Source organism: Natranaerofaba carboxydovora (assembly GCF_022539405.1).
In the GTDB taxonomy this organism is placed as follows: Bacteria; Bacillota; Natranaerobiia; order Natranaerobiales; family Natranaerofabaceae; genus Natranaerofaba; species Natranaerofaba carboxydovora.
In genome coordinates, this window is record NZ_CP054394.1 from 1,877,803 (window position 1) to 1,901,379 (window position 23,577).

Consider the following 23,577-nt stretch of genomic DNA (forward strand, 5'->3'; position numbering starts at 1 on the left):
CTTATAAAAATTTCTTATAAAAATCACCCTGTAACTGCACTGTAAGCATTTACAGGGTGATTTTTTTACTATTTTATTCTAAACTCTCTAGCATAAGCGTTCAGTTTATTAGAGAGTTCTTTTAATTTCACGGCCGATTCTGCTATATTTTTGATAGCACGATTTTGTTCTTCTACAGAAGCACTTACCTCTTCTGCGCTGCTTGTAAATTCTTCTCCCGCTGCCGAAACATCTTGTATCACTCTTTCAACTTCTCTTCCACTTACAGCCATATCTTCTGCATTACTTGAAACTTCTTGAATATATTCTAACAAGCTGTCAATTTCATTCTTTATCTCTTCAAAATTCTTACCGCTTTCTTCAATAGTATTAGTACCTTTCTCTGCTTCCTCAGTACTTTCATTTATACTAGTAATAGCTTCATTGATTTGTCCTTGCACATCACTAATAAGACCTGCGATTCTTTCAGTGGCATTAGATGATTCTTCAGCAAGCTTCCTAACCTCTTCTGCCACTACAGAAAAGCCTTTTCCTTCTTCTCCTGAGCGGGCTGCTTCAATTGCAGCATTTAGAGATAACAGGTGAGTCTGTTCTGAAATATTTCTAATCATATCAACAATTTCATTTATTTGCCTGGACTTATCTCCTAGCGAACCAACTGTTTCAGAACTTTTTATAACCTTCTCTTTTATACTCTGTATACTATCTACAGAAGATTGTATTGAACCGCTTCCTTTATTTACATTATCTATTACACCCTGACTTGCTTCTGACATTTCTTTAACCCTTTTACTAACAAGCTCTATTTTTTGTGTTAGATTCTCCATATTTTCAGCTGCTTCACCTAGTTCTGTAGCCTGGTTCTCAGCCCCTTCAGTCACCTGCTGCATTGCACTTTCCACCTGACCCGAGCTATCTTCAAGTTTACTTGTCGACTCAGACATTTCACTACTATAAGATTCAACTTCGCTAGCATTTTCCTGGTTAGTTTTTATAATACCCGATAAGTTATGTTTCATATCATTGAATGATTTAGCAAGCATTCCAATTTCATCACTTCTATTATCAGGCAGGTCTTCGCCTGTGAGATCTTTATTAGCTATCTTTTCAGAAGCTTTACTTATTTCTTCTACGGGCTTTATTACAATTCTATTAGATACATATATGACAACCACTATAATTACAAGGCCTAATAACGCCATTATTCCTAATGTTCTAGTAGTTGAACTCATAACCATAGAATTCATTTCTGAAATATCTTCAAAAACACCCATCACTGCAATAATATTTCCTTCTGGATCTTCAAGAGGAAATAAAGAATATGCAGTGTTATCATCTAGATAGTTTATACTACTAGCTTCACCTGTTTCTGCTTCCTCAAAGCTCTCAGGATTTATCAAATCTACTAACTCATCATTCGCGTGTTCACCAGTAAAAACAGTTGCTTCATACTCATCATCTTCAACCATAAACATCCCAAGATCACTATGTAAAACTTCTGCTAATTCTCCCATCATTTCTTCAGTGAAATCGAGATTTGTTTCTAAAGTTCCAACGACTTCACCCTCATAAAATACAGGGGCCCAACCCCTCATGCCCACACTATACGCTCCCTCAATAAAGCCAGTAAAATACTCACCTTCCTCAGCGGTACGTAAAATTATCTCCCGATCTGTTGTATCTCCGTAATTTTCAATTGCATGAGCTCTTAATAGGGAGGTGTTATATGGAGCTCTAAGATGCATAACTCCAAGGCCTATTTCTTCTTCTAGGCTCTCAAAGACAGGAACAAGTTCTTCTAAAGCTCTATCTCTGTCTTCTTCTGCAGCTAATTCCATAGTTGAAGGATGGGTTGAAAGAGACACTGCTATGGCTAAAGCTTTCTCTGTCTGCTGATCCAAAATTTCTTGTGCAACATGTCTAGTTGAGTTAATCTCATCTTCCACCATATACTCTAATAACTGATTTTGACCTTGCCATACGACAAAACTTACAATACCTATCAATGCTACTATTATGACTGCAATGCCTATTGTTACACTCTTCTTCAGACTCATAAAAACTCTCCCTTCAAACCCCTATATAACCCGAGGGCATTCAATGTTTTTACTGTTATTATTTATTTTCTACGTAGTTTATCGTTACTCCTTCATTAATTACTTAAAATAAGTAATTAATACTAATAAAATTTATTCTAACCTTTATTAATAAAATCTTTTGCTTTTTTCACATAGCTTCTTATACTTTTTCGCTGGAGAGTATTATGAAAACTCTTCACTGCTAGCACCGAACAGTCGGCATTCTCTACCATTTCGTCCGAACGAATCCCTGTTATATAATCTTTTAGACCCCAGTCAAGAGAAGCACCAAGAATCATCAAGTCATACTTTCCAGTAAGAGCGACTACTTCTTGGACCAAATCCCCAACACGAACTTCCACTTCAAATTCGCTGGTTAAGTTCTCCATAGCCGATTGTATTTGTTCTTTATATTCCATCTCTTCTGAGATACTTTCGATATGGTCTACGACTTTTACAACCGTAACCTTGGCATCTAATGCATCGGCTATTCTTTTAACAACCGCAGCTGTTGTCTGTGAGTACCTCCCCCCTCCGTAAGGGAACAAAATATTTTTTACTTCTTTCAAACCATTATCTTTAAAAACACATACATCAGTAGGTGCTTCTTCAAACATCCTAGTTACTATCCCACCAGTAATATCATACTTAAAGTCATGGGCATGCCAACCTATTAATAACATAGATGACTCGTGTTTTTCTATTGACGAGGTAATTCCATGAGTGATATCCCTAGAGAAGACAACTACTGGCTTTATATAAGAGCCAAACTTTTCTTCATAGTCCTGAAGCCTACCCAGTATATCTTTCCACTCAGTGATAGTTTCTTTCAAATCACCATAATAGCCCGAATCAAGGGGGATCGATTCTGGCACATTAGCCACATGCAGAGGGATTAAATTTGTATTATCCTCAGCTTTTGCAATACTATTTGCAAAATTTATAAGACTATCCAAAGTATTAGGGTTAGCAACTGGTACATAGATTTTACTTTTTGTTCCATTGTTGTTTGCATTAACTGCATTTATTTTATTTTGGATAGGCACAATGGGTATTTCTAAAGGAGATATCCCTTTAGGAGCACTTTTTAACCTTGGAATGCCAAAATAGTAATACAGCAGACCAAGGGCTATTACACCTATAGAAACAAGCAAGGCAAAAGTATCAGTTATCCCCAATTGAACCACCAAAAATATATTCAAACCAATTCCTAATACGGGCGAAAGTGGATATAAAGGAGCCTTAAAACTTCTTTTCAAGTCTGGTTCTTTCTTTCGAAATATTATTAAAGCAACATTAACCAAGCTATATCCTGTTAGAGAAAAAATACTTGTTATAGCTGAAATATGTTCTAAATCCCTTATAGACACAGAAATAATTACAATTATACCTGCTGTTATGATTGAAAAAATCGGTGTCTTTGTCTTATTATTGATAACCTTAAAAATAGAAGGAAAACGCTGATCTCTAGCAAGGGCAAAAGATGTCCTAGAAGATGCAATTATTGCTGTGTTTATCGAGGACACCGTTGCGAAAATGCCCGCAAGTGCAAACAAATACCCTCCGATTACTCCCCCCATCACGACTGCAGTATCTGTCAATGGGGTTCCAGTAACTGCAGGTATCAACTGCTGCCAGTGTATCAAGCCACTTCCGATAAAAAAAGCTGCTGTTTTTAGAAAAATGACAAATACAAGAGAGATAATTATCGCTCTTGGAATAGTTTTTTGCGGGTTAATAACCTCTTCGCTAGCTGTAGTAACAAGCCCATACCCTATATAGGTCATATACAGAAAACCCATTGCGTGAAACATCCCGCCAAGCCCTTCGGTAAAAAAAGGGGTCTGTTTGGTTAAATCTATGTGAAAAAAACCATAAATAATATACCCCATTAATAGCACTATAAGTCCAACAGTAATTATATTTTGCAAACCACCGGAATTTTTCATCCCTTTAATATTTATTCCAATAACATAAACTATCAATATATAAGTCCCTATCATCTCAGGTATAAAGGGGAAAAAATAATTTAAAAAATTCCCAAACCCAATGGCAAAAAGGCCACAGGACATAGCATAGCCAAGCCAAAAACCCCAGCCGCAGATAAAACCAATAACATTGTTATTGGTCGCTTCACGAACATAAGCATAACCTCCGCCGGCTTTTGGGATGATTGTCACAAGCTCAGCAAAGGAAAAAGCCGTAAAAATCGCTGCAATACCTGCCAAAAAAATAGACAGGCTGGCAGATGGACCCGCAGCTTCATAACTGGTACCAGCAAGGACAAAAATTGCCGAACCTACCATTGTACCCACACTTATAGTAATAGCAGAAAACATCCCTAGTGAACGGTCTAACTTTTGTCTCAATACCGTCACCTCCTTTTAGGTACTACGTTAGCTTTATTTTTCAGCATTAGCAAAAAGAGGATAACACATTATTTCTAACCTGACAATATAGTTTTATGACGATATTAAAATGCATAAATTAAAACTCCCCGCAAAACGGGGAGTTTTTACATAAATTTTTAAACTTGCTATTTTGTAAATTATGAGTAAATTTTCAATACTTTTGAATTCTATTTATTTGACTGAGATTTCAAAATTAAGTCTAGATGTTTTTAAATTTTGCCAGGTAAAATTATTTGTACTTACTTCCATCCACCAAGCAACAAAAAAGCCCAAAAAGAAGAAAACTTTTTTGCTAAAAGGCATAAGCTCCATAAAATTGTTATAACTTCTGTAAGTCACATCCCACTGAAAGTCTGGAATTTGAAAACCCTCTTCCTCTGAAAACAAAAACACATCGTCTCTCTCTATATAACCCTCATCCTTACCATCATAATGAACCCAAAAATGATTAATGGAATATCTAAGTTCATAGTCCCTTCCAAGAGCTTCAAAAATTGATGCAAGAAGAATCATTCTAGATTTACAATCGCCTGTCCTATTTGCCAAAACCTCTTCAACCCTTGGATAATACCAGGGAAGATTAAAGGTCTGCCAATCATATTGATACGGGATATAATCAAGCACAAACCTTTCTATTTCACCGTTATCTAAATCACGCATCTCTTCTAAAACATGATCTGATATTACCTCAGGGGCTACTGGTGGATTAAAGACCCTAAAAAATGTCTCTCCAACCCTCATTGGGTTCGGGTAAAAAACTAACAACACCCAAACAAATATAAAAAACAGCTTCCACCTTAATGTAGAATACATGTTGTTTTTAATCAAATTTTTCCTCTCCCAAAAAAATTAATACTATAATTTATAACTATATTGGATAAGTTTAGTTATTCTAGCAAAACATCCTTTAATACACTTACTTGATCAGTGATATATTCTGGACCAACTGCCTCTAATTCATCTTTAGAGCCGTATCCATACAAAACCCCTACACTGTCAATTCCATTCTCCTTAGCTCCTATTATATCGTATTCTCTGTCCCCAATCATTATTTTTTTAGGGTCTATATTTTTACCAGCATTAGCACTACTAGTATTATATTCAATTGAACTCAAAGCTGCATTTATAACTTCTGATTTTGCTATCCTTGTTCCATCTAAGTTGCTGCCAAATACACCTACAAAATACTCATCAATCCCAAAAAATTTAATAATCTCTTTAGCAAAAACAGTCGGCTTTGAAGTTGCCACTATAAGTGTTTTATCTTTTTCTTTCAGAGAATTTAGTAATTCTTTTATACCTGGATAAAGCTTGTTTTCATACATTCCACGCTCAGAAAAATACTCCCTGTAATAATTCACAACATTGTATACTTCTTTTTCATCAAAAGAATAATAAACTTCAAAAGACTCATATAACGAAGGGCCAATAAACTTTTCCAAATACTTATCATCATTTTCTTCTATGCCGTATTTTGACAGCGCATATTTTATCGAATTTATTATCCCTTCTTTGGGATCTGTCAGGGTACCATCTAAATCAAATAATATTATATCGTAGGTTTTATCCTCTTCTTTCATTATGTCGCTCACCTCTTTCATATCGCTCACCTCTGTTCACTCACTTCTAATTCCAAAGATTTTACTTATAATTAGGCCGCTAATAACACCAAAAAAAACTCCTAAGCTGTTAAGCATAACATCATCAATATTGGTTTGTCTCAAAGGGTGAAAAAGCTGTATTAATTCAATAGTTGTAGAAAGCCCGATCCCTATAAATACTACCCAGATAACAGATAACTTCCCTAGAAAGCGCAAAGTCATAAAAAAGGTAAGAGGCATAAACAAAACAATATTACCCCCTACCATCCTCAATATAGTTTCTCTTGTTGAGAATCGAAACATCTCTAAAATATTTTCAAAAGGAACCAAGTTAACCGACATATATACGGGCTCTAACATCAAACCTCGTATTGGAGATAGTGTTAGTAAAATCACTGCTATTAAAGATGTGATAATCAATATCTCTAAAATAAAATTTGTCAGGCTAAATGAAAACCGCCCTCTAATAAAATATTTTAAAGCCAAAATTCCACTGTATATTAAAGCAGCCGCGCAGGCTATTACAAGGAAACTTACAGCATCTATGCCAAATCCAATATACATTTTTAAAATAAGCTCCTTCCTAAACTTTTCTTAGGCCAATCCTTCCTCGTTCTTTGTCTATATCAATGATTTCAACTCGCACAATATTACCCACGGACACCACTTCAAATGGATGTGCTATATATTTATCGCTCAAGTTGGAAATGTGAATTAAGCCATCTTCCTTTATACCAAGATCCACAAAAGCACCAAAATCTACAACGTTCTTTATCTCACCTTCTAGCACCATACCTTCTTTTAGATCTTCAATCTTTAGAATATCTTTTTTTAATCTGGGCTTATCAAATTTATCCCTCGGATCAAAGTGCGGCTTTTTAAACGCACTTAATATATCTTTTAGCGTAAAATAATCTGTTTCTAGTTTATCTGCTAATTCTTCAATCTTTGCCTGGTCATTTTCCAGGGTAGTGATTTTTTCTATAAGCTCACTAGAACCTATATTTTCTGCTTTTTCTTGCATGATATCTAACAGTTCAGTCGCTAGATGATAAGACTCCGGATGAATCGCTGTTTTATCCAACGAGTTTTCACCATTTAATATTCTTAAAAAACCTGCACACTGCTCAAATGTTTTGTCACCTAGCCCTTTTACTTGTTTTAATACTTTTCTAGAGTCAAACCCCTGTAATTCAGTTCTTTTTTCAACTATATTTTCTGCACTTTTTTTATTTAGACCAGAAATATTTTTTAGCAGGTGAACCGAAGCTGTATTAACATCTACACCTACCTGGTTAACTACTTTTTCTACTACAAAAGAAAGGGTCTCTTCTAACTTTTTCTTTGAGACATCATGCTGATACTGTCCCACTCCAATAGAGCCTGGATCTATTTTTACTAATTCTGCTAGAGGGTCCAAAACCCTTCTTGCAATAGAGATAGCACTTCTTTCCTGAACATCTAATTCCGGGAACTCTTCACTGGCAAGTTTTGAGGCAGAATATACACTTGCACCGTCTTCACTTACAATTGCATACTGAACATCCTCGTCCCCGGTTTCTTTTGTATATGAAGATATTGCCCCTACTACAAACTCTTCTGTTTCCCTAGAAGCAGTACCATTACCTATCGCTATAATCTTGACATTATAATTTTTAATTAAATCTAATACTTTCTTTTCTGCTTCTTTGACTTTGCTGTGAGGTTTAGTTGGGTAGATAACATCAACTTCTTTAACATCCCCGGTACTATCTATAACAGCCAACTTACACCCGGTTTTGTATGCAGGGTCTACCCCCATAATAACCTTACCCTTGATAGGAGGTTTCATTAAGAGATTTTCAAGATTTTTGGAAAATATATTTATCGCCCGTCCTTCTGCTTCTTCAAGCTTGTATGTTTTTAATTCTCGCTCAATCGAAGGTACAATTAATCTTTTGACACTGTCAGCCACGGCCTCTTCTATAACTTGTCTTGAGTACCCTTCAATACCTTTTGTTTCTCTTGTTGACAATCTGTCAATAACTTTTTGTTCGGGCGAAGAGTATTTGACTTTTAGAACCCCTTCTTTTTCACCCCTATTAATCGCCATAATTCTATGGGAAGGAAGTTTTATTAGCTTATCACCAAATTCATAATAATCCTTATAAACACCTTTTTTGTCTTTTTCTTTGTCTTTTAACTCTACATTAATTTTGGTTAGATTCTCACAAATATCTTTTGTTTCTTTTCTGTTTTCACTTTTTTGGGCTATTTTTTCTGCAATAATATCATTTGCCCCTTGGAGGGCTTCTTCGTAGGATGTTACACCTTTTTCTTCCTCCAAAAATCTTTCGCTCTCTTTTTGTGCTTCATTTTCAGTAGTTATTTCACCTTTTAAGAAAATATCTGCCAGAGGGCTAAGGCCTTTTTCCTCTGCTTTCATTCCCCGGGTCTTTTTCTTTTGTTTGTATGGCTTGTATAACTCTTCTAGCTCGTGCTGGGTGTTTGACAGATTGACAGCTCTCTCAAGTTCAGGAGTTAGCTTTTCTCTATTTTTCAGGGTTTCGATTATTTCTTTTTTCCTTGTCTCAAGATTATTAATGTATTCCCATCTTTCTATTATATTTCTAATATCATCTTCTGACATATTTCCTGTTTCATTTTTTCTATACCTTGCCACAAATGGTATCGTATTGCCGTCTTCTTTTATTAGTTTAACTACTTTATTTACTTTATCTTTTTTTAGGTCCTGTTCTTTTGAGACCTGTTCTACTATATCTACCACAATATATCCACCTTTCTTAATTTTCAGCTCTGTATACATATCCTTTATATTTGTCAGAGTAGCCAAACTCACCTTCATCAATATTTTGCAAAGCATCAACCACTTTATAACACTCAGCATCCATTAGGTCAGCATGATGCACAAGAACAGCTTCAGGTATCTTTGGCTGAGTAATTGCACCGTACTCAATTTTACCATGATGACTTGCTATAATATGAAGAAGCAAATCCTTTTCTTCGTCGGATATTGAGGTGTTTTCACAAAGTTCTCTCACAATCTCCATTCCTAGTACTTTATGCCCAAACAACATACCTTTTTTTGTAAGCTTTATCGCCCCAGTTTCAAAGGAGTACTCTTCAATCTTTCCTATATCGTGAAATATTGCCCCCAAAATTGCAAGCCCCTGGTTAACACCTGGCTCTTTTTTCGAATAAAAATAAACATGCCTTGCTACATTTAAGGTGTGCATTAATAGTCCACCAAGCTTTTCATGATGAAATTTTATTGCAGCAGGCCAAATTTTAAAGTCCTCATAGTAGCTGCTGCCTAGAAAGTTATCAATTATTTCTAAATAAGCACTTTTGCTTTCATCTAATTCTTTTCTCAAAATATCTATTAAACTATCAAAAGCTTCTAATAATTCATTAATATTTTGTACCTTAGGCATAAATTCCTCTTTATTATAATTACCTTTTTCTGCTTCAATTTGATCAACTATTATCTGTTTTTCTCCATTATATTCACTTGTTTTTCCTTTAACCCTTACTATATCTCCGACCTCTACCAAATCAAATACTTCTTCGGCACCATCCCATTTAATGGCTTTAATCCTGCCGCTATCATCAGATAATTCCATAGTCATAAAATCACCTGGTTTGTTATTGAAAGGCTTTTTATCTTTTCTGGTTAATAAAAAAACATTATCACTTATTAGTTCGTTAGAATCCTGATCCATAATCTGCTTTACCTTCATAAGTCTTTGTCCTCCTGATAAAAAATAATTTCTCCTGGTTCACCAGGAGCTTCTTTATATAATCATACACTTTCTTTTATTTTATCATTTTTGCTAGTTTTTGTTCTAGCATAATAATACTTAAAACATCCAAAAAAATGAAATCTTAAAGCAAAAAAGGCAAGGCTATTCCTATTTTACTAAGGATAACCTTGCCTTTTTATAATTTTTATCAAAATGCCAATACTTCAGATATTTTCAGAGAAGTTTCCTTACTTAAATCAATGAATTCATCGCCAACTTTAACTAGTGAATAAGTTGGTTTTTCTCTATTAACCATTACTACCTCCCCTACTTTCTCATCATTTAAAACTACCTTTGCTCCCACTAACAGGTCTAACATTCTATCTCCAAAAGTAAAAGCCGAAAGTGGGTCCAATTTGTCAAAAGCACTTTCTTTAATTATCTCAATAGCTTTAAAAGCACATTTTTTCTCCATATTTGCTGCTAGGATGTATTCATCAAAAGTATCTACAACTGCAATAATTTTTGCATAACTACATATTGCTTTGCTTTTTAGACTTCTTGGATACCCGCTCCCATCAGCCCTTTCATGGTGCTGATACACACCTTTAGCAATATTATCACCATAACTTGTTTTCTTTGTTATAATATCATAACCATAATAAGGATGTTCCATAAATTCTTTTAATTCTTTTCGCCTAATGTAGATTCTACCTATATCATGCAAAAGACCTGTAAGACCAACTTCTTTAATTTGTGCTTCATCCATCCTAAGCCACCTTGCCAAGAGTGAAGAAAAAAGACCAACATTAACACTGTGCTGAAGAAGATAACTGTTTTTACCCTGCAGTTGGTCCATTAATTTGATAAACAGATAGTGATCAGTAGAAAATTTATATAAATCTTCTGCAAGTTCATTAACCTCTTTAATGTCTAGTCTACCTTTCTGCTTTAACCCTTCCATGAATTTAGTAGTTCTTTCAACAGCTTTTTGATATCTGTGTTTTACTTTTAGCTCTTTTCTCTCCCTATTCTGGATAACATTTTCATCTTCTCTTTGAACATAAACTTCTTCAATACCCCAATTCTTTATAAAATTAATTACTTTTTCTGTAATTACATTGTCCTTAGGATAAAGGACGATTTCATTTTTTACTATATCTTTACCAAGTTTCATACCTGGTTTAATTTCGGATACATGATACTTCTCTATCTTTTTCAAGATTGAACCCCCCTCCCTTTAGGTTCATACATTTCCTTAACTATATTTTACAATAAATAGTTTGATTTAAAATTACTTTTAAGGAAATCACATCTATTTGCTTATTAATTTAGTACTTTTGGGAGGGTCAATCTATAACTACAGTCACGATTTAATTAGTTATTTCAACCCTTCTACAAAGGTCTTGGTATTATGCTTCATTTTATCAATATATGAATCTGCTCCATTGCCTTCCACACCTATAGCATCAGAATATACCTCCCCTGCAATAGCTACCCCGGTCTCATCTTCGACCATCTCCATATACTGTGGGTTAACCGTAGTTTCTACGAATACTGCAGGGACTTCATTATCTTTTACTATATCTACTATTCTTGATATTTGCTGTGGGGTCCCTTCTTCATGAGAGTTTAGTTCCCAGATTCCATCAGTTTCAAAACCGTAAGCATCACCATAATATTTGAAGCAATTTTCGCTGGTAATAATGAACCTATTTTCTTCGTCAACTTCTTCTACTTTCTCTTTAATCCATTCATCTAGTTCTTCTAACTCTGCTAAGTATTTTTCTGCATTTTCAAAATAATAGTCTTTTCCATCAAGATCCAAATTTTTTACCTTATCAAGTATATTCTCAACGTAGTAATCTTGCACAAGCTCTACATCCATCCATAGATGCGGATCTGGAATATTGTCTCCTTCAGCTAAAGGAATTGTAGGACCATCTTCTGCTACGTGTACTATAGGGACATCTGAAATATTTTCAACCATATCTTCCAGCCATGTTTCTATATTATATCCATTTACAAAAAATACGTCAGCATCACTTACTTTTTGAAAATCACTTGGAACCGGCTCATATTCCTCAGGCTCTTCTCCAATTGGCACAATATATTCTACCTCTGCCCTATCCCCTACTATATTCTCTGTCATGTCTGCAATTATTGAGATACTAGTTACAATTTGTAACTCACCTTCTGCCTCTTCTTTTTCTGTTTTATCTGCTTTATCATCACTAGGCTCAGCCTCGCTACCGCAGCCATAGACAAAGATACTTAGACTAATCACAATTAAAAAAATCATAATACTTCTCGCTTTCATAAATACATACCCCTTTCATTAGAAAAAATGTAAAGTTAATCAGGCAGTTCTTTTAATACTTCTAATAAGCACTCCATGTTTAGGAGCCACTAGCAAGGTGATAAAAAATATCACTGAAGCAACAACAACTATCGCTCCACCTGTAGCCACATCATAAATAAAGGAAAAATAAACACCTATAAGAGACGATATAACCCCAAACACTGACGAAAGAACAAGCATATTAAACAGTCTATCCGTTAGAAGATAAGCTGTTGAAGCAGGTGTTATGAGCATTGCAACCACAAGAACTATACCTACTGTCTGAAGGGATGCTACAATTACAAATGAAAGTAATAACATAAAAAGATAGTGTAATAGATTAGTTGGTATACCTATTGCTTTAGCCATAACTGGGTCAAAGGTACTTATTACAAATTCCCTATAAAGGATAAATATACTTGCAAGAACAAAAATACCAACCCCTACAATAAGCCATAGCTCACCTGTAGAAACTGCAAGAACATTGCCAAATAATATATGCCATAGATCAACCTCACTTCCATCCAGCGCTGTAATCATCACTATCCCAACTGCAAAAGCTGCTGTAAACATTATCCCCATCGCTGAATCATCTTTTATCCTACTACCCTGGCCTATATAACCTATACCCAGAGAAGTTATTACTCCTGTGATGACCGCTCCAATAAAGAAACTAAAACCGTAAATATAGGCTATAACCACCCCGGGTAGTACTGCATGCGATATAGCATCCCCCATAAGAGCCATCCTCTTTAGGATGATAAAGCACCCAATCACCCCGCAAATTGTACCTACTAAGACTCCTGCAATCATAGCATTTTGCAAATACCCGTAAGACTGTAGAGCATCTAAGAAAAAGCTTAAGTTATCCATTTTAGATCACTTCCAAAGACATTCATGCAACTACCTCCTTTGTTTTTTTGAATTATCACCTCTTGAACAAATTAGAGGCAAGAAAAAAAGTTGCTTGCGGTTAAAATTAAGCTCAGTATATTCTATCTAAAACAAAAAGATTGGTGCTTGTCACAGCACCAATCTTTGGCCTTTTTGTGAGAGATCTAAATTAACGTATCCTATAAACACCGTTGTATTGTTTTTCTTTAAATATCTAAATCCATTTTTTGTTGTTTCAGCTTGTGTTGCTTATTTGTAATTTCAGTTTTGCCGTTTTGAATAACACGATTAGATGGTTATACATAACACAGGAGATAAATTATGAATATCTTACAAGCAAATTTAAGTAAAGGAGCGAAAGAAAATTGCCCCTTTCAAACAAAAATTATTTAATCAGGACTGTTTAAATAAAGAGAAAGAACCCTTGCATAATGTACTAAAAGGTTTTCTTCTGACTATTCAATCAAAAGATAACTATACTGCAGCCCACAGTTACCGTGTGGCCCATTTTTCTATTGAACTAGCAAATTTATTTGGATTAAAACCTTTAAAACTAAAAGCTTTAAAAACAAGTGCTTTATTACATGACCTTGGGAAACTAGCTGTACCGGATTCGGTTTTAAACAAAAAAAGCTCTCTTACTGACTCTGAGTTCGATTTAATAAAAAAACACCCCAGGATTGGGGTAAGGGGTTCGATTTTAAAGTTGAAATTTGAAAATCACAAGCTAAATCACAAAAAATTCACATGGTGAATAACAAATTTTTCACATTAAAAAAATTGCAGTTCTCTCTAGTAAAAATGAGAGAACTGCAATTATCTTTAAGGCACATAAATCGGATAATGTGTATCAACCTTGTTTAAAACTCCATTTACTTAATAGCTTTTGGGGATATCATTAGTCCCTCTTTTTTCTATTACAAAATCAGAAATTACTGGGTATTCTTCTGCTAAACTATTCTTTTTATCTTCTGCTTTTTCTTTACTATTGAAATAATCTACTTCTATTAAAAATTCTTCATCTTCATCTTTTAACATCCTTCTAGTATCGAGTGAAAATAGCTGTTCTTCTAATATTCCAATTTTTTCACCATAAGGATGTGATTTACTTCTAATCGAGTATATAGTTTCTTCTTTACTTTCTGGTTTTTCTTCTAAAGTAACAACTAACTGTCCTGGCTCTTTATATTCTGTCACTTGATATGAGAAAGGCTTATCCATAGTAATTGAAAATCTTACCATAGAATCGTCTAGTGTCATTAATCTATATATATCCTGTATCATATTTCCGTCCTTCATCTTTTCAAATTCATCTTCAGCAGAAAATTCTCTAACACCTGAAATTTTGAAATTTAAAGTGTATGGGTACTCATTGTAATCAATTTCATAGTGACTTGCAAACTCCTCTTCTTTAATGTCCTGAGAAAAGTTTATTACTATGTGCTCTTTGTTGTCCTTTTCGACCAATGAAATAAACTCTACGTCACTTCCATCAGTAATTTTGCCACCTTCCTGGGGTGCTTCACTAAAATCTAGTACCCTCACTAACTGTCCTGCTATTGGGATATCGTGCATAGCATTTGCAAAAGCAGGCATTGTATTAACACTAACTGTAAAAAGTAACAAAATTGAAGCGGCAACACCTAGACTGATCTTTTTAACCTTATTTTTGAAATTTTTTCTAGCTCTTTCTTGCATTCCTTTTTCAACTCCTTTCATTATACAGTCATCAATCTCTTCAGGGATGTCAATACTTTTGTAATAATCTTCTTTAAAATTCTGAAGCTTATGCTTAACCTTCACAATTATAGCCTCCTTCCAGATTATCTTTAATTTTCTTTAAGCCTCTATAAAATTTTGTTTTAACAGTATTTAATGGATAACCTAGAATTTCTGATATTTCCTTTAACTTGAAACCTTCAAAACTCTTTAATATTATAATTTCTTTGTCTTTTTGCTCTAAATCATCTAAAGCATTATTTAAGTCTATCATCTCAACTATCTCATCTTTGTTATGCCGACTATCTCTAACTTCTTTGTTCTCCATAAAAACGTACTTCTTATTTGATTTAATATAATTCACTGCAGTATTGATAGTAATTTTTACAAGCCAAGTATCGAAGTACTCTGGCTGCTTTAGTTTATCTAGTGAAATGTACGCCTTGTATGTTGCTTCTTGGACTACATCTAGAGCATCTTCTTTATTTTTTACATATGAAAATGCTATGCGATAAATTTTTTCCTTTCTCGATTGTATTAGGTTTACAAAACTATCTTCATCTCCTTTAACTGCTTTTTGAACTTGTATTTCAGTTGTCAATTTTATTTTAGCCTCCTTTGCTACCAATTTACTTCACTAATTAGACAAGATAAGTACAACAAAAAGTTTCACTAAAAAGAAATATTTTATAACTTCCTTCTCAAAAAGTACCCCAAGTTTTCTGATTAACACAAAAGTGGACAATTTTGGTGTTGATGGTAGATGTCAGATAAGTCTTATATTACTTTGTTGAAACTTCTTCAATACCATGTTAAATTTTTAACGAAATTTTCACACTAAAAATCACAAACGATTCACGTCACAAATATTTATTTCTATTGTGAATCATCTTGTGAAAAATTTGTGATTTTTAAGTTATTATTTTAATAAATTCCTGTCATAACAGTAAAAAGTAGCAGTTAAAATTATGCGAATTTAACTACTACTTTTTTGTGATCCACTCTGTGATTTTAGATTTTCAACTTCAAAACCGAACCCCTTAAGGATTGGGGGCGAAATTTTGAATAACCTGAAGTCAGTATCACCTTTCTTAGACATTATATGCTATCACCATGAAAGATGGGATGGAAAAGGTTATCCTGAAGGACTAAAAGGAAAAGAAGTTCCTATCGAGGCAAGGATATTAAGTGTAGCTGACAGTATAGATGCCATGTTTAGCAATAGACCTTATAGAAAAGGAATGATAACAGAAGATGTTAAAAATGTTTTAGATCAAAATAAAGGAAAACAATGGGACGAAAAATTAATTGGGCTAGTATTAGACAATAATTTATTAGATTATGCTTTGAAACTTCAAAAATATAAGAATTTGAATGAAGTTATTTATAAGGAAGATTTGTTTAATTTTTAACACCAATATTTTTAGCTTTGGTGTTTTTTATTTAAAATAAAATTTGATTTTGCATTTTTTGCATTTTTAGTAACACTATGAGTTGTTTTTGCATACCAACTCCACCTTGCTGTTCATAAAATACTTTAAAACTTGCAAGGAGGTGCCAAAAATTAATTTTAGCATACGTAACCAGTTAATATTAGGCTTTGGAATCTTGTTGTTCTTACTGGTAACCATCACTGGAATTAGCTATTATATGCTCGATAATGTTTCAAGAACAAACGAAGAAGCAATCGAAAATATGGAAACGGTTATAACTTTTTTGGAAAGTGAAATTGATCATTTAGCCTGGGCCAATGGATTAGGTATAGCTACTTTTGTTCATGAAGAAAAATTTCAAGGCGAGCTTGATCCAACCCAATGTAGCTTTGGAGAAGAATATTATGACTTCTTAGAAAGTAAAGAGTTTGAACAATCACCAGAGGAGTTGCAGGATGTATTTCTTGAGATGGAAAAACCTCATACAAATCTACACGAATCAGCAGAAGAAATAGTTAGGATAAGTGAAGAATATGAAAATGGATTATCAAGCGAAAAAGGACAACAAAAAGCAGAAGAAATTTATTTAAATCAAACAGAACCCTCTCTTGAGCAAATAAGAAATAGTTTTAATGATGCAGAAGACATTTTTTACAGTCAAAAAGAAGAATTAGCGGCAGATATTGAAACCCAAGAAGAAAGAACTAGAATTATAATTGTTATCGGGGCAATAATCTCGGTAATTATTGGCGGAGTTACTGTTTACTTTCTAAATAGTAATATCACTGTTCCTATTAATAACTTAAAAGATATATTGTATAGATTTTCAAATCATGACTTTTCCTATAATGAAGATAGTGAAGCCGAGAAATATTTACAAAGAAAAGATGAAATAGGTGAAATCACTAATGCTTTAGCAACAATGCAAGAAAATGTAGTTGGGTTAATAAAAAGAATAAATCAAAAAGTTGAACAGCTTGCATCATTTTCTGAAGAACTTAGTGCCAGTATTGAAGAAAATACCGGTGCTGCTAATGAGGTGTCAAAAGCTATTGATGACATTTCCCAGGGAGCTTCTACCCAGGCCGAAGAAACAGAGGATACTTCTAATAAAACTGAAGAACTTGGCTCTTTAATAGAACAAGATCAAAGTCATATTGAAAGCTTAAATGAAACTATTAGCAAAGTAGATAATCTTAAAAAAGAAGGATCAACCGCAATGCAGGATTTAGATAAAAAGGCAGTTGAAACTAATAAATCTATTAAAGAAATACAGGAGGTAATTGAAGAAACTAATCAAAGTGCAAAAACTATTGAAGAAGCAAGTGGCCAAATAGCTGATATTGCAGAACAAACTAATTTGTTAGCTTTGAATGCTTCAATTGAAGCAGCAAGGGCAGGAGAACATGGCAAAGGTTTTGCTGTAGTTGCTGAAGAGATAAGAAAGCTAGCCGAAAAATCCAATGAGTATTCCGCTAACATTACAAAGGTTATTAATAATTTAGCTGACAAGACAGATAAAGCTGTCTCTACTATGGAAAAAATGAATGAGATCAAAGATAGTGAAAACCAGGTCATAAATGAAACTGGTGAAAAATTTGAGGGCATAACTGAAGCAATTGAAGAAACTAAGCAGGTAATTGAAAAGTTAAATGAAGCTGGAAGGTCTATGATGCAAAAGAAAAATGAAATAGTAGAGAAAATACAAAGTTTAGCGGCTATAGCTGAAGAAAATTCATCTAACACAGAAGAATCTTCGGCTTCAATAGAGGAACAAACCTCTTCGCTTGAAGAAATAGCCAAATCAAGCGAAGATTTGGCTAAAATGGCTGAAGAGATGCAAGAAGAAATATCAAAGTTTGATTATTAAATGGCATCCGGAGTAATGTATAAATGAATTTCATTACTCCGGTAATACCAAAGTTAAAATAAAGGAGAGAGGTGTCTTGAAAAAGTTACATCTTGTTACTTTTCTTTGTGAAGAAGAGCTAAATAATTTTATAATGCATTTAAAGGAAAATGAGATTAAAGATTATTCTGTTATTAAGAAGGAGAAGGATAAAAGTAGTTTTTACCAGCTGAAAGTCTCAATGGATTCATATAGAAAGGCATGTGAAATTTTTGAAGAAAAGGTCGGGCGTGCAAACTGGTTGCGTAATGTTTTTAAGAGATACGGAATTATTTAAGAATAGATATATCATGACTATTTTATGAAACACCCAAAAAAATTGATACTAAAAAAGAAAGAAAGTGAGGGTTTAAAAGAATGAGTGAGAACAGTATATTAACAGACCATCAGTATATTGTTTTTGAGCTCGAAAAACAAATATTTGGTATAGATATTCTAAAAGTACAAACAATTGAAGTGATGCTTCCTATAACTAAAATACCTAGTTCATTTGAATATTTTGAAGGGATAATTAACTTAAGAGGTGAAGTGATTCCAATTATTAGTTTAAAGAAAAAGCTTGATCTTAAAGAATCAGAAAGCAAACAAGCTAAAATTATAACTATGTATATAAGAGATGCTAAAATTGGTATAATTGTTGATGAGGCAAAAGATGTAGTTAGAATTGCTAATGAAGATGTAGATACTTCTATGTAATACTTCTATTTCATCAATAGGATTTACTGGAATAAACTTTGAGCATATTAAAGGTATAGCAAAACTAAAAGATGATCTTTTGGTAATACTGAACTTTGAAAAAATTTTTAAGGCAAATGAGATCCAAGAAATTAATGAAACAATATAAATATTATTATTTTATAAAACTCACAGCATTTCGCTGTGAGTTTTAAACTACAATATTTTTTACACCATATTAACATATGTAAATATGCTAAAAGTTTTATTAACTCTAAACTCTTCAATAATATTGCCAAATAAGGTATAATTAAATCGATGGAAAATAATGAAATATCTATTGGGGGATTTATAACACTTCATTTGAGTCCTATTAGCGTCTTTAAATATAAACTTCTAACTAAATGTTATTAGGAAGGAGATGAAAAGAAATATGAAAAAAAATAGTTAAATGGATTATGGTGGGAATTCCACTTTTGTTAATAGTGGTTGCAGCGTTTATAGTTGAAAGTAGCTATGTTGAACATAAAGAGTTAATTGAACAGGAAAAAGAAGAATATCCAGCACCAGGTACTCTTGTGGATATTAATGATGATGGCGATAAATTACATGTTTATGGCAAAGGGGAAGGAGACACAACTCTTGTTTTTATGTCGGGGCTTGGAACTAGCTCTCCAGTATATGGCTTTAAAGTGCTTTACAATAAGTTATCAAATGATTACCGAATTGCCGTAGTAGAGAGGGCTGGATATGGTTGGAGTGATATTTCCTCAAGTCCTAGAGATATTGATACGGTTTTAGAAGAAACCCGTGCCGCATTGGAACTTTCTGGTTAAATTCTCCCTATGTTTTGTTTCCACATTCTATGGCTGGCTTAGAAGCAATATATTGGGGCAATCAATTTCCAAAAGAAGTTGAAGCTATTGTTGGCTTAGATCCTCTTGTTCCAGACTATCAGAAGCAGACCAAAGAAGATATTTCCTTTTCACTAGTGATAGATTTACTGATGAGTACTGGTCTAGTAAGGCATCAGCCAGAAGTTTATAATGATAATTTCCCTGCTATGAAAAAAGGACGTTTGACAGAAGAAGAAGCTGAAATTGCTAGAACAATATTTTATCGCCGTGTTCAAACAGAAAACATGAAAGAAGAAGTGGATTCTCTACCAGATAACACTCAAGTCGTTTCTGAGCAGGGAAAACCTGGTGTACCCTTCCATGTATTCATTTCTGATCAAAATGAAGAAGAATACTGGAGTAAAAGTTTAACTTCTTATGCAAAAGAAACAGGTGGGGAATATTTTATATTGGATGCATGGCATTATATTCACCTTGATAAACCAGAATTGATTGCAGAAAAAAGTAGGGAACTTATTGAAAATGGGTCTAAAAATGAGCATAGAGGCTCTCTAAAACTGGAATGATGGCTCTATGGCAAAATTATATTGTTCGAACTAATACGTTAATAATTAAAACTCAGGTAAAACCTGAGTTTTTTAACATAACATGGCTTGTGGGACACATTCTAAAAAAATTTTTTAATAGAGACGTGCTATGAATAGTCAAGTATAAATTTTTCAAAGATTTTTCAAAGATCACTGTTGTTCTTTGACAACCACATAAGGATTTTGGCTAAGAATTATTATCTGGAGACCACTTGTAGTTACTTTGATAAGGGCGATTGTTTTTCCACAAAGAGAAAATCATATGTACTAATTTTCGAGCCACAGCACCAGTTGCAACATTAGAATGCTTACCTTCTTGTTTCTTTTTTTCATAGAACTCTTTAAGTTCAGGATTAAACCGCCTAGCTGATACAGCTGCCATCCACAAGCTATGCCTTAAAACAGGGGACCCTCTTTTGGACATTTTGTTTTTAGAACCTTCAAACTCTCCAGAAGCGTACACACTAGCATCAATACCAGCAAAAGCTACAAGGGCTTTGGCATTTTTGAATCTGTGGATATCCCCAACTTCACCAATTATGGCAGCAGCAAGGGTAGGTCCAATACCAGGCACAGTTTCTAACACATGGCGATACTCAGTATCTTCAGAAGGACGCATCTCTTCCATGACCTGATCTATGGCTTCTTCAATAGTGTTTATCTGGTCTTCAACAAACTCAATTTGCTCCATAAGAAGCCTAAGCTCTAAAGCATAAGCATCAGCGGCCAGATTTATCCCAAAGGTTCCCTTGGCTAGATCTTTAACCTGCTGGGCTTTATCACTGCCAAACCTTCCCCTTGAATGTTTCTTTAAGAACTCTGTTAACTCTGAAAGATCCACATCAGCTAGTTCTTCAGGGGAAGAAAATTCTTGTAAAAGCTTTTTAGAACTGTTGATAAACACACCAGAAAAACACTCAGGGTATTCTGGGAAAACTCTGTCTAAGATAGCTAGTACCTTGTTTTTCAAATCGCCAACACTTCTAACAAGATCAAAGCGGTGTCTGGATAGAGTTTGAAGTTTCATAACAGTTTCAGATGCAAGCTCAGACTGCGGCAGTCGCCCGAAACGGACCATATCAGCTAAGATAAAAGCATCTTTTAGATCTGTTTTGGTCTTTCTGATATAGAAGTTTCTGATGGCATGAGATTGGATAGGATTAATCACATGAACCTCATAACCCAATTCTGTTAAATGATAGTAAAGAGAAAGCCAGTAGTGGCCTGTAGCTTCAAGGCAAAATTTGCAGTTGTCAGTTGTAATTCCTAAGCGTTCAAAGTTACTAAGAAGTTTATCTACACCCTTTTTTCTATTATGAATATTAATACTAAGAACTGAATTACCTTCAGCATCAATGATGCAAACTTCATGCTTATGTTTTGCAATATCAATACCGCCAAAAAACATTACAAAGATACCTCTCTTTAACAAAATATTGACAGGGCCAGTCCCCAGCACCTCACAAGTCCCAACCTTGCTCGTTACTCGAGGCATACAGCAAGCTATATCCACAACGTGCTCATTCGAGAAATCTTATGAGGGCGGGGCTCCACTCTCTATACCAGGACAGCTTAACTTCCCATGGAGGTGATCGAAGCCCCTGCCTCATTAGAGATATTAGCTACTTAAGGCCAAAATCCCTATGTGGTTGTCAAAGATCAGTGAATTCTTTTGACTATCAATAGCATGTCGGGAACTAACTATATTGTACAAGGGAGGGGTGAGCTGTTAAAGTATAGAAAATCTATCAAATATAACCATTGAATAAGCAGGGGCATTTCTTATGAAACAGTTTGATGGTAAGGATAATTATAGAAAAAAAGAAAAGTTAACAAAAGCATTAAAATCAATTGAAGAATTTATAGAAGCAGATAGATTACGGAAGGAAGAAAAGACCTCCATTTTAACTACCAAACAAAAGCTACAAAAAGCTAGAGAAGATTTACAAGAATTTTTAGATGAAGATCATCACTAGTAATTTGGTTATAAACATTTAATTTTAAATCTACCTCCTGGCTTTTTTTTTATCATTTCAGGATCGTTAATGTATTTTTTATCGGCCATTTCTACAATCTCATTTCTTAGTTGTTTAATTTCTTCTAACAGTAATTTTTCATTACTTTCTTTTTTCATTTTTGATACCCTCCTTAACAACATTGGTAAACAAATATTAGTAATTAATATCTATACTCCTATATTAATACATTTTTTGTCACTTTATTCTCCCCATCTATTCAATCGCAATAAGCATAAACAGCAAGATAAAAGAAAATTACTTGCTGTTTATGCCGCTTACTATTTGTTAAATTCAATTATACTTTTTTGTGATTTTTAAGCAGTTCTATAAGTATATCATCTCTAAACTTTATAACCTCTTCTTCTGTATTACCAAACTCTTTAGAGCGATTTTTCAACTCTTCTTTAACACCTTCCTGTGCTATTTCAGGAAATCCATCAGGAATCTTGGTAAAAGTAGCCATGTCTTCCCACCACTTTTCAACCGAAGGACCTATGTGATGAAGTATTCCTTTTATTCCATGAGCTCCCCCACCTAAATGATAAAGGAGGCTAGGCCCCATAGTTGCATATCTTAAACCTGGCCCAAAAGTTACCGCCTTATCTACGTCCTCTACTGAACACACACCTCTCATGATTAGTTCAATTGCTTCCCTATACAAAGCTAAAGATAACCTGTTTGCTACAAACCCAAGCACTTCCTTTTGAAGGACTATCGGCTCTTTATCTATACTTTTGTAGAAATCATAAGCTCTATCTATCGTTTCTTGACTACTTTTTTCACCTTTTGTTATCTCAACCAGTGGTATTAGGTGGGGCGGATTATATGGATGAGCACCAATACATCTAAAAGGGTTGTTTGAATACTTAGCAATTTCACTAATCAACAATCCTGAAGTACTGCTGGCAAAAATCGCCTCTTCAGGAGCAAAACTATCCGCTTCTTTTAATATTTCCTGTTTTATTTCATATTTTTCGGGAACGCTTTCTTGTATCAAATGCACATCTTTCACGGCTTCTTCTAAAGAGGTAGTAGTTTTCATTAGTGATTTGGCATAATCTTTTTCCTCAACTGTTAAGACTTCTTTTTTAACCAAAAATCCTAAATTATTGTCAACTAAAGAAATTGCTCTATCTAGCTCTTCTTCGCCAACATCATAAAGATTGACGTAACAACCTTTTATTATAAAATTAGTAGCCCAACTTGCCCCTATAACCCCTGTTCCTACACACGAAATTTTTTCTATATTCATCTTTAAGTCTCACCCCTTTTAAAGAAGACACAGAGGGAAACACATGAGAAGAGTTTTTT

The 23,577-nt window shown here is 34.1% G+C and carries 23 protein-coding genes; 8 read left to right on the forward strand and 15 right to left on the reverse strand.

Annotated elements, in window-relative coordinates; genetic code table 11:
• Window positions 1–68: 68 nt before the first annotated feature.
• From ACONDI_RS08990 to ACONDI_RS09035, 10 genes are all read right to left on the reverse strand, one after another.
• Window positions 69–2,057 carry a methyl-accepting chemotaxis protein gene (locus tag ACONDI_RS08990; protein ID WP_241078203.1) on the reverse strand — a complete coding sequence of 663 codons (1,989 nt, stop codon included), beginning with the start codon at window positions 2,055–2,057 and terminating at the stop codon, window positions 69–71.
• Window positions 2,058–2,194: 137 nt separating this feature from the next.
• Window positions 2,195–4,447 carry an amino acid permease gene (locus ACONDI_RS08995; RefSeq protein ID WP_241078204.1) on the reverse strand — a complete coding sequence of 751 codons (2,253 nt, stop codon included), beginning with the start codon at window positions 4,445–4,447 and terminating at the stop codon, window positions 2,195–2,197.
• 213 nt (window positions 4,448–4,660) lie between these two features.
• Window positions 4,661–5,317 (reverse strand): transglutaminase-like domain-containing protein, encoded by a 657-nt coding sequence (locus ACONDI_RS09000; protein WP_241078205.1) that lies wholly within the window; start codon window positions 5,315–5,317, stop codon window positions 4,661–4,663.
• Window positions 5,318–5,376: 59 nt separating this feature from the next.
• On the reverse strand, window positions 5,377–6,090 hold the full coding sequence (locus ACONDI_RS09005) for an HAD family hydrolase (RefSeq protein WP_241078206.1): 714 nt from the start codon (window positions 6,088–6,090) through the stop codon (window positions 5,377–5,379).
• A 15-nt stretch (window positions 6,091–6,105) separates the two neighbouring features.
• Entirely contained in the window at window positions 6,106–6,654 is a 549-nt protein-coding gene (locus tag ACONDI_RS09010) for a VanZ family protein (RefSeq protein WP_241078207.1), read from the reverse strand.
• Window positions 6,655–6,673: 19 nt separating this feature from the next.
• The gene (locus ACONDI_RS09015) at window positions 6,674–8,896 is read right to left on the reverse strand and encodes a helix-hairpin-helix domain-containing protein (RefSeq protein WP_420848197.1); all 2,223 of its coding nucleotides are present in this window, start codon (window positions 8,894–8,896) and stop codon (window positions 6,674–6,676) included.
• Window positions 8,874–9,830: a 3'-5' exoribonuclease YhaM family protein gene (locus tag ACONDI_RS09020; RefSeq protein ID WP_241078209.1), complete on the reverse strand. Its 957-nt coding sequence runs from the start codon at window positions 9,828–9,830 to the stop codon at window positions 8,874–8,876. Before ACONDI_RS09020 ends, ACONDI_RS09015 begins: the two co-directional genes overlap by 23 nt.
• Before the next feature lie 211 nt (window positions 9,831–10,041).
• Entirely contained in the window at window positions 10,042–11,055 is a 1,014-nt protein-coding gene (locus ACONDI_RS09025) for an HD-GYP domain-containing protein (RefSeq protein WP_241078210.1), read from the reverse strand.
• 159 nt (window positions 11,056–11,214) lie between these two features.
• Window positions 11,215–12,153, reverse strand: a complete 939-nt coding sequence (locus tag ACONDI_RS09030; RefSeq protein ID WP_241078211.1) for a metal ABC transporter solute-binding protein, Zn/Mn family — start codon at window positions 12,151–12,153, stop codon at window positions 11,215–11,217.
• A gap of 39 nt (window positions 12,154–12,192) precedes the next feature.
• Window positions 12,193–13,047 (reverse strand): metal ABC transporter permease, encoded by an 855-nt coding sequence (locus tag ACONDI_RS09035; RefSeq protein WP_241078212.1) that lies wholly within the window; start codon window positions 13,045–13,047, stop codon window positions 12,193–12,195.
• A gap of 445 nt (window positions 13,048–13,492) precedes the next feature.
• On the opposite strand from ACONDI_RS09035, the gene ACONDI_RS09040 reads away from it, so the two are divergent.
• Complete coding sequence (locus ACONDI_RS09040; protein WP_241078213.1) at window positions 13,493–13,822, forward strand: HD-GYP domain-containing protein; 330 nt, start codon at window positions 13,493–13,495, stop codon at window positions 13,820–13,822.
• A 122-nt stretch (window positions 13,823–13,944) separates the two neighbouring features.
• On the opposite strand, the gene ACONDI_RS09045 is transcribed toward ACONDI_RS09040, so the two are convergent.
• Together ACONDI_RS09045 and ACONDI_RS09050 are read right to left on the reverse strand one after the other, a co-directional pair.
• Window positions 13,945–14,871: a hypothetical protein gene (locus ACONDI_RS09045; protein ID WP_241078214.1), complete on the reverse strand. Its 927-nt coding sequence runs from the start codon at window positions 14,869–14,871 to the stop codon at window positions 13,945–13,947.
• A complete protein-coding gene (locus ACONDI_RS09050; RefSeq protein ID WP_241078215.1) occupies window positions 14,861–15,388 on the reverse strand; it encodes a sigma-70 family RNA polymerase sigma factor in 528 nt (175 codons plus the stop codon). The genes ACONDI_RS09045 and ACONDI_RS09050 overlap by 11 nt, the downstream gene beginning before the upstream one ends.
• Window positions 15,389–15,833: 445 nt before the next feature.
• Here ACONDI_RS09050 and ACONDI_RS09055 point away from each other — a divergent pair, with 445 nt between their 5' ends.
• From ACONDI_RS09055 to ACONDI_RS09080, 6 genes are all read left to right on the forward strand, one after another.
• The gene (locus ACONDI_RS09055; protein WP_338086495.1) at window positions 15,834–16,199 is read left to right on the forward strand and encodes an HD-GYP domain-containing protein; all 366 of its coding nucleotides are present in this window, start codon (window positions 15,834–15,836) and stop codon (window positions 16,197–16,199) included.
• A 238-nt stretch (window positions 16,200–16,437) separates the two neighbouring features.
• The gene (locus ACONDI_RS09060) at window positions 16,438–18,090 is read left to right on the forward strand and encodes a methyl-accepting chemotaxis protein (protein ID WP_241078217.1); all 1,653 of its coding nucleotides are present in this window, start codon (window positions 16,438–16,440) and stop codon (window positions 18,088–18,090) included.
• A 76-nt stretch (window positions 18,091–18,166) separates the two neighbouring features.
• The gene (locus ACONDI_RS09065) at window positions 18,167–18,406 is read left to right on the forward strand and encodes a hypothetical protein (RefSeq protein WP_241078218.1); all 240 of its coding nucleotides are present in this window, start codon (window positions 18,167–18,169) and stop codon (window positions 18,404–18,406) included.
• Window positions 18,407–18,486: 80 nt separating this feature from the next.
• The gene (locus ACONDI_RS09070) at window positions 18,487–18,825 is read left to right on the forward strand and encodes a chemotaxis protein CheW (protein WP_241078219.1); all 339 of its coding nucleotides are present in this window, start codon (window positions 18,487–18,489) and stop codon (window positions 18,823–18,825) included.
• A gap of 455 nt (window positions 18,826–19,280) precedes the next feature.
• The gene (locus ACONDI_RS09075; RefSeq protein ID WP_241078220.1) at window positions 19,281–19,640 is read left to right on the forward strand and encodes an alpha/beta fold hydrolase; all 360 of its coding nucleotides are present in this window, start codon (window positions 19,281–19,283) and stop codon (window positions 19,638–19,640) included.
• Between the two features lie 29 nt (window positions 19,641–19,669).
• Entirely contained in the window at window positions 19,670–20,227 is a 558-nt protein-coding gene (locus ACONDI_RS09080; RefSeq protein WP_241078221.1) for a hypothetical protein, read from the forward strand.
• Window positions 20,228–20,435: 208 nt separating this feature from the next.
• On the opposite strand, the gene ACONDI_RS09085 is transcribed toward ACONDI_RS09080, so the two are convergent.
• Window positions 20,436–21,656: an IS110 family RNA-guided transposase gene (locus tag ACONDI_RS09085; protein ID WP_241078222.1), complete on the reverse strand. Its 1,221-nt coding sequence runs from the start codon at window positions 21,654–21,656 to the stop codon at window positions 20,436–20,438.
• 376 nt (window positions 21,657–22,032) lie between these two features.
• Here ACONDI_RS09085 and ACONDI_RS09090 point away from each other — a divergent pair, with 376 nt between their 5' ends.
• Complete coding sequence (locus ACONDI_RS09090) at window positions 22,033–22,224, forward strand: hypothetical protein (protein WP_241078223.1); 192 nt, start codon at window positions 22,033–22,035, stop codon at window positions 22,222–22,224.
• Window positions 22,225–22,232: 8 nt separating this feature from the next.
• On the opposite strand, the gene ACONDI_RS09095 is transcribed toward ACONDI_RS09090, so the two are convergent.
• Window positions 22,233–22,382 carry a hypothetical protein gene (locus tag ACONDI_RS09095; RefSeq protein WP_241078224.1) on the reverse strand — a complete coding sequence of 50 codons (150 nt, stop codon included), beginning with the start codon at window positions 22,380–22,382 and terminating at the stop codon, window positions 22,233–22,235.
• A 179-nt stretch (window positions 22,383–22,561) separates the two neighbouring features.
• Entirely contained in the window at window positions 22,562–23,518 is a 957-nt protein-coding gene (locus ACONDI_RS09100) for a 3-hydroxyacyl-CoA dehydrogenase family protein (protein WP_241078225.1), read from the reverse strand.
• Between the last annotated feature and the right edge of the window lie 59 nt (window positions 23,519–23,577).

What these genes read in the sequence shown, in the direction of transcription:
- ACONDI_RS08990 (WP_241078203.1), bottom strand. Translation starts at nt 2,057, where the DNA reads ATGAGTCTGAAGAAGAGTGTAACAATAGGCATTGCAGTCATAATAGTA.
- ACONDI_RS09005 (WP_241078206.1), bottom strand. Translation starts at nt 6,090, where the DNA reads ATGAAAGAGGTGAGCGACATAATGAAAGAAGAGGATAAAACCTACGAT.
- ACONDI_RS09010 (WP_241078207.1), bottom strand. Translation starts at nt 6,654, where the DNA reads ATGTATATTGGATTTGGCATAGATGCTGTAAGTTTCCTTGTAATAGCC.
- ACONDI_RS09015 (WP_420848197.1), bottom strand. Translation starts at nt 8,896, where the DNA reads ATGTATACAGAGCTGAAAATTAAGAAAGGTGGATATATTGTGGTAGAT.
- ACONDI_RS09020 (WP_241078209.1), bottom strand. Translation starts at nt 9,830, where the DNA reads ATGAAGGTAAAGCAGATTATGGATCAGGATTCTAACGAACTAATAAGT.
- ACONDI_RS09030 (WP_241078211.1), bottom strand. Translation starts at nt 12,153, where the DNA reads ATGAAAGCGAGAAGTATTATGATTTTTTTAATTGTGATTAGTCTAAGT.
- ACONDI_RS09035 (WP_241078212.1), bottom strand. Translation starts at nt 13,047, where the DNA reads ATGGATAACTTAAGCTTTTTCTTAGATGCTCTACAGTCTTACGGGTAT.
- ACONDI_RS09060 (WP_241078217.1), top strand. Translation starts at nt 16,438, where the DNA reads ATGCTCGATAATGTTTCAAGAACAAACGAAGAAGCAATCGAAAATATG.
- ACONDI_RS09070 (WP_241078219.1), top strand. Translation starts at nt 18,487, where the DNA reads ATGAGTGAGAACAGTATATTAACAGACCATCAGTATATTGTTTTTGAG.
- ACONDI_RS09080 (WP_241078221.1), top strand. Translation starts at nt 19,670, where the DNA reads ATGGCTGGCTTAGAAGCAATATATTGGGGCAATCAATTTCCAAAAGAA.
- ACONDI_RS09085 (WP_241078222.1), bottom strand. Translation starts at nt 21,656, where the DNA reads ATGTTTTTTGGCGGTATTGATATTGCAAAACATAAGCATGAAGTTTGC.
- ACONDI_RS09090 (WP_241078223.1), top strand. Translation starts at nt 22,033, where the DNA reads ATGAAACAGTTTGATGGTAAGGATAATTATAGAAAAAAAGAAAAGTTA.
- ACONDI_RS09095 (WP_241078224.1), bottom strand. Translation starts at nt 22,382, where the DNA reads ATGAAAAAAGAAAGTAATGAAAAATTACTGTTAGAAGAAATTAAACAA.
- ACONDI_RS09100 (WP_241078225.1), bottom strand. Translation starts at nt 23,518, where the DNA reads ATGAATATAGAAAAAATTTCGTGTGTAGGAACAGGGGTTATAGGGGCA.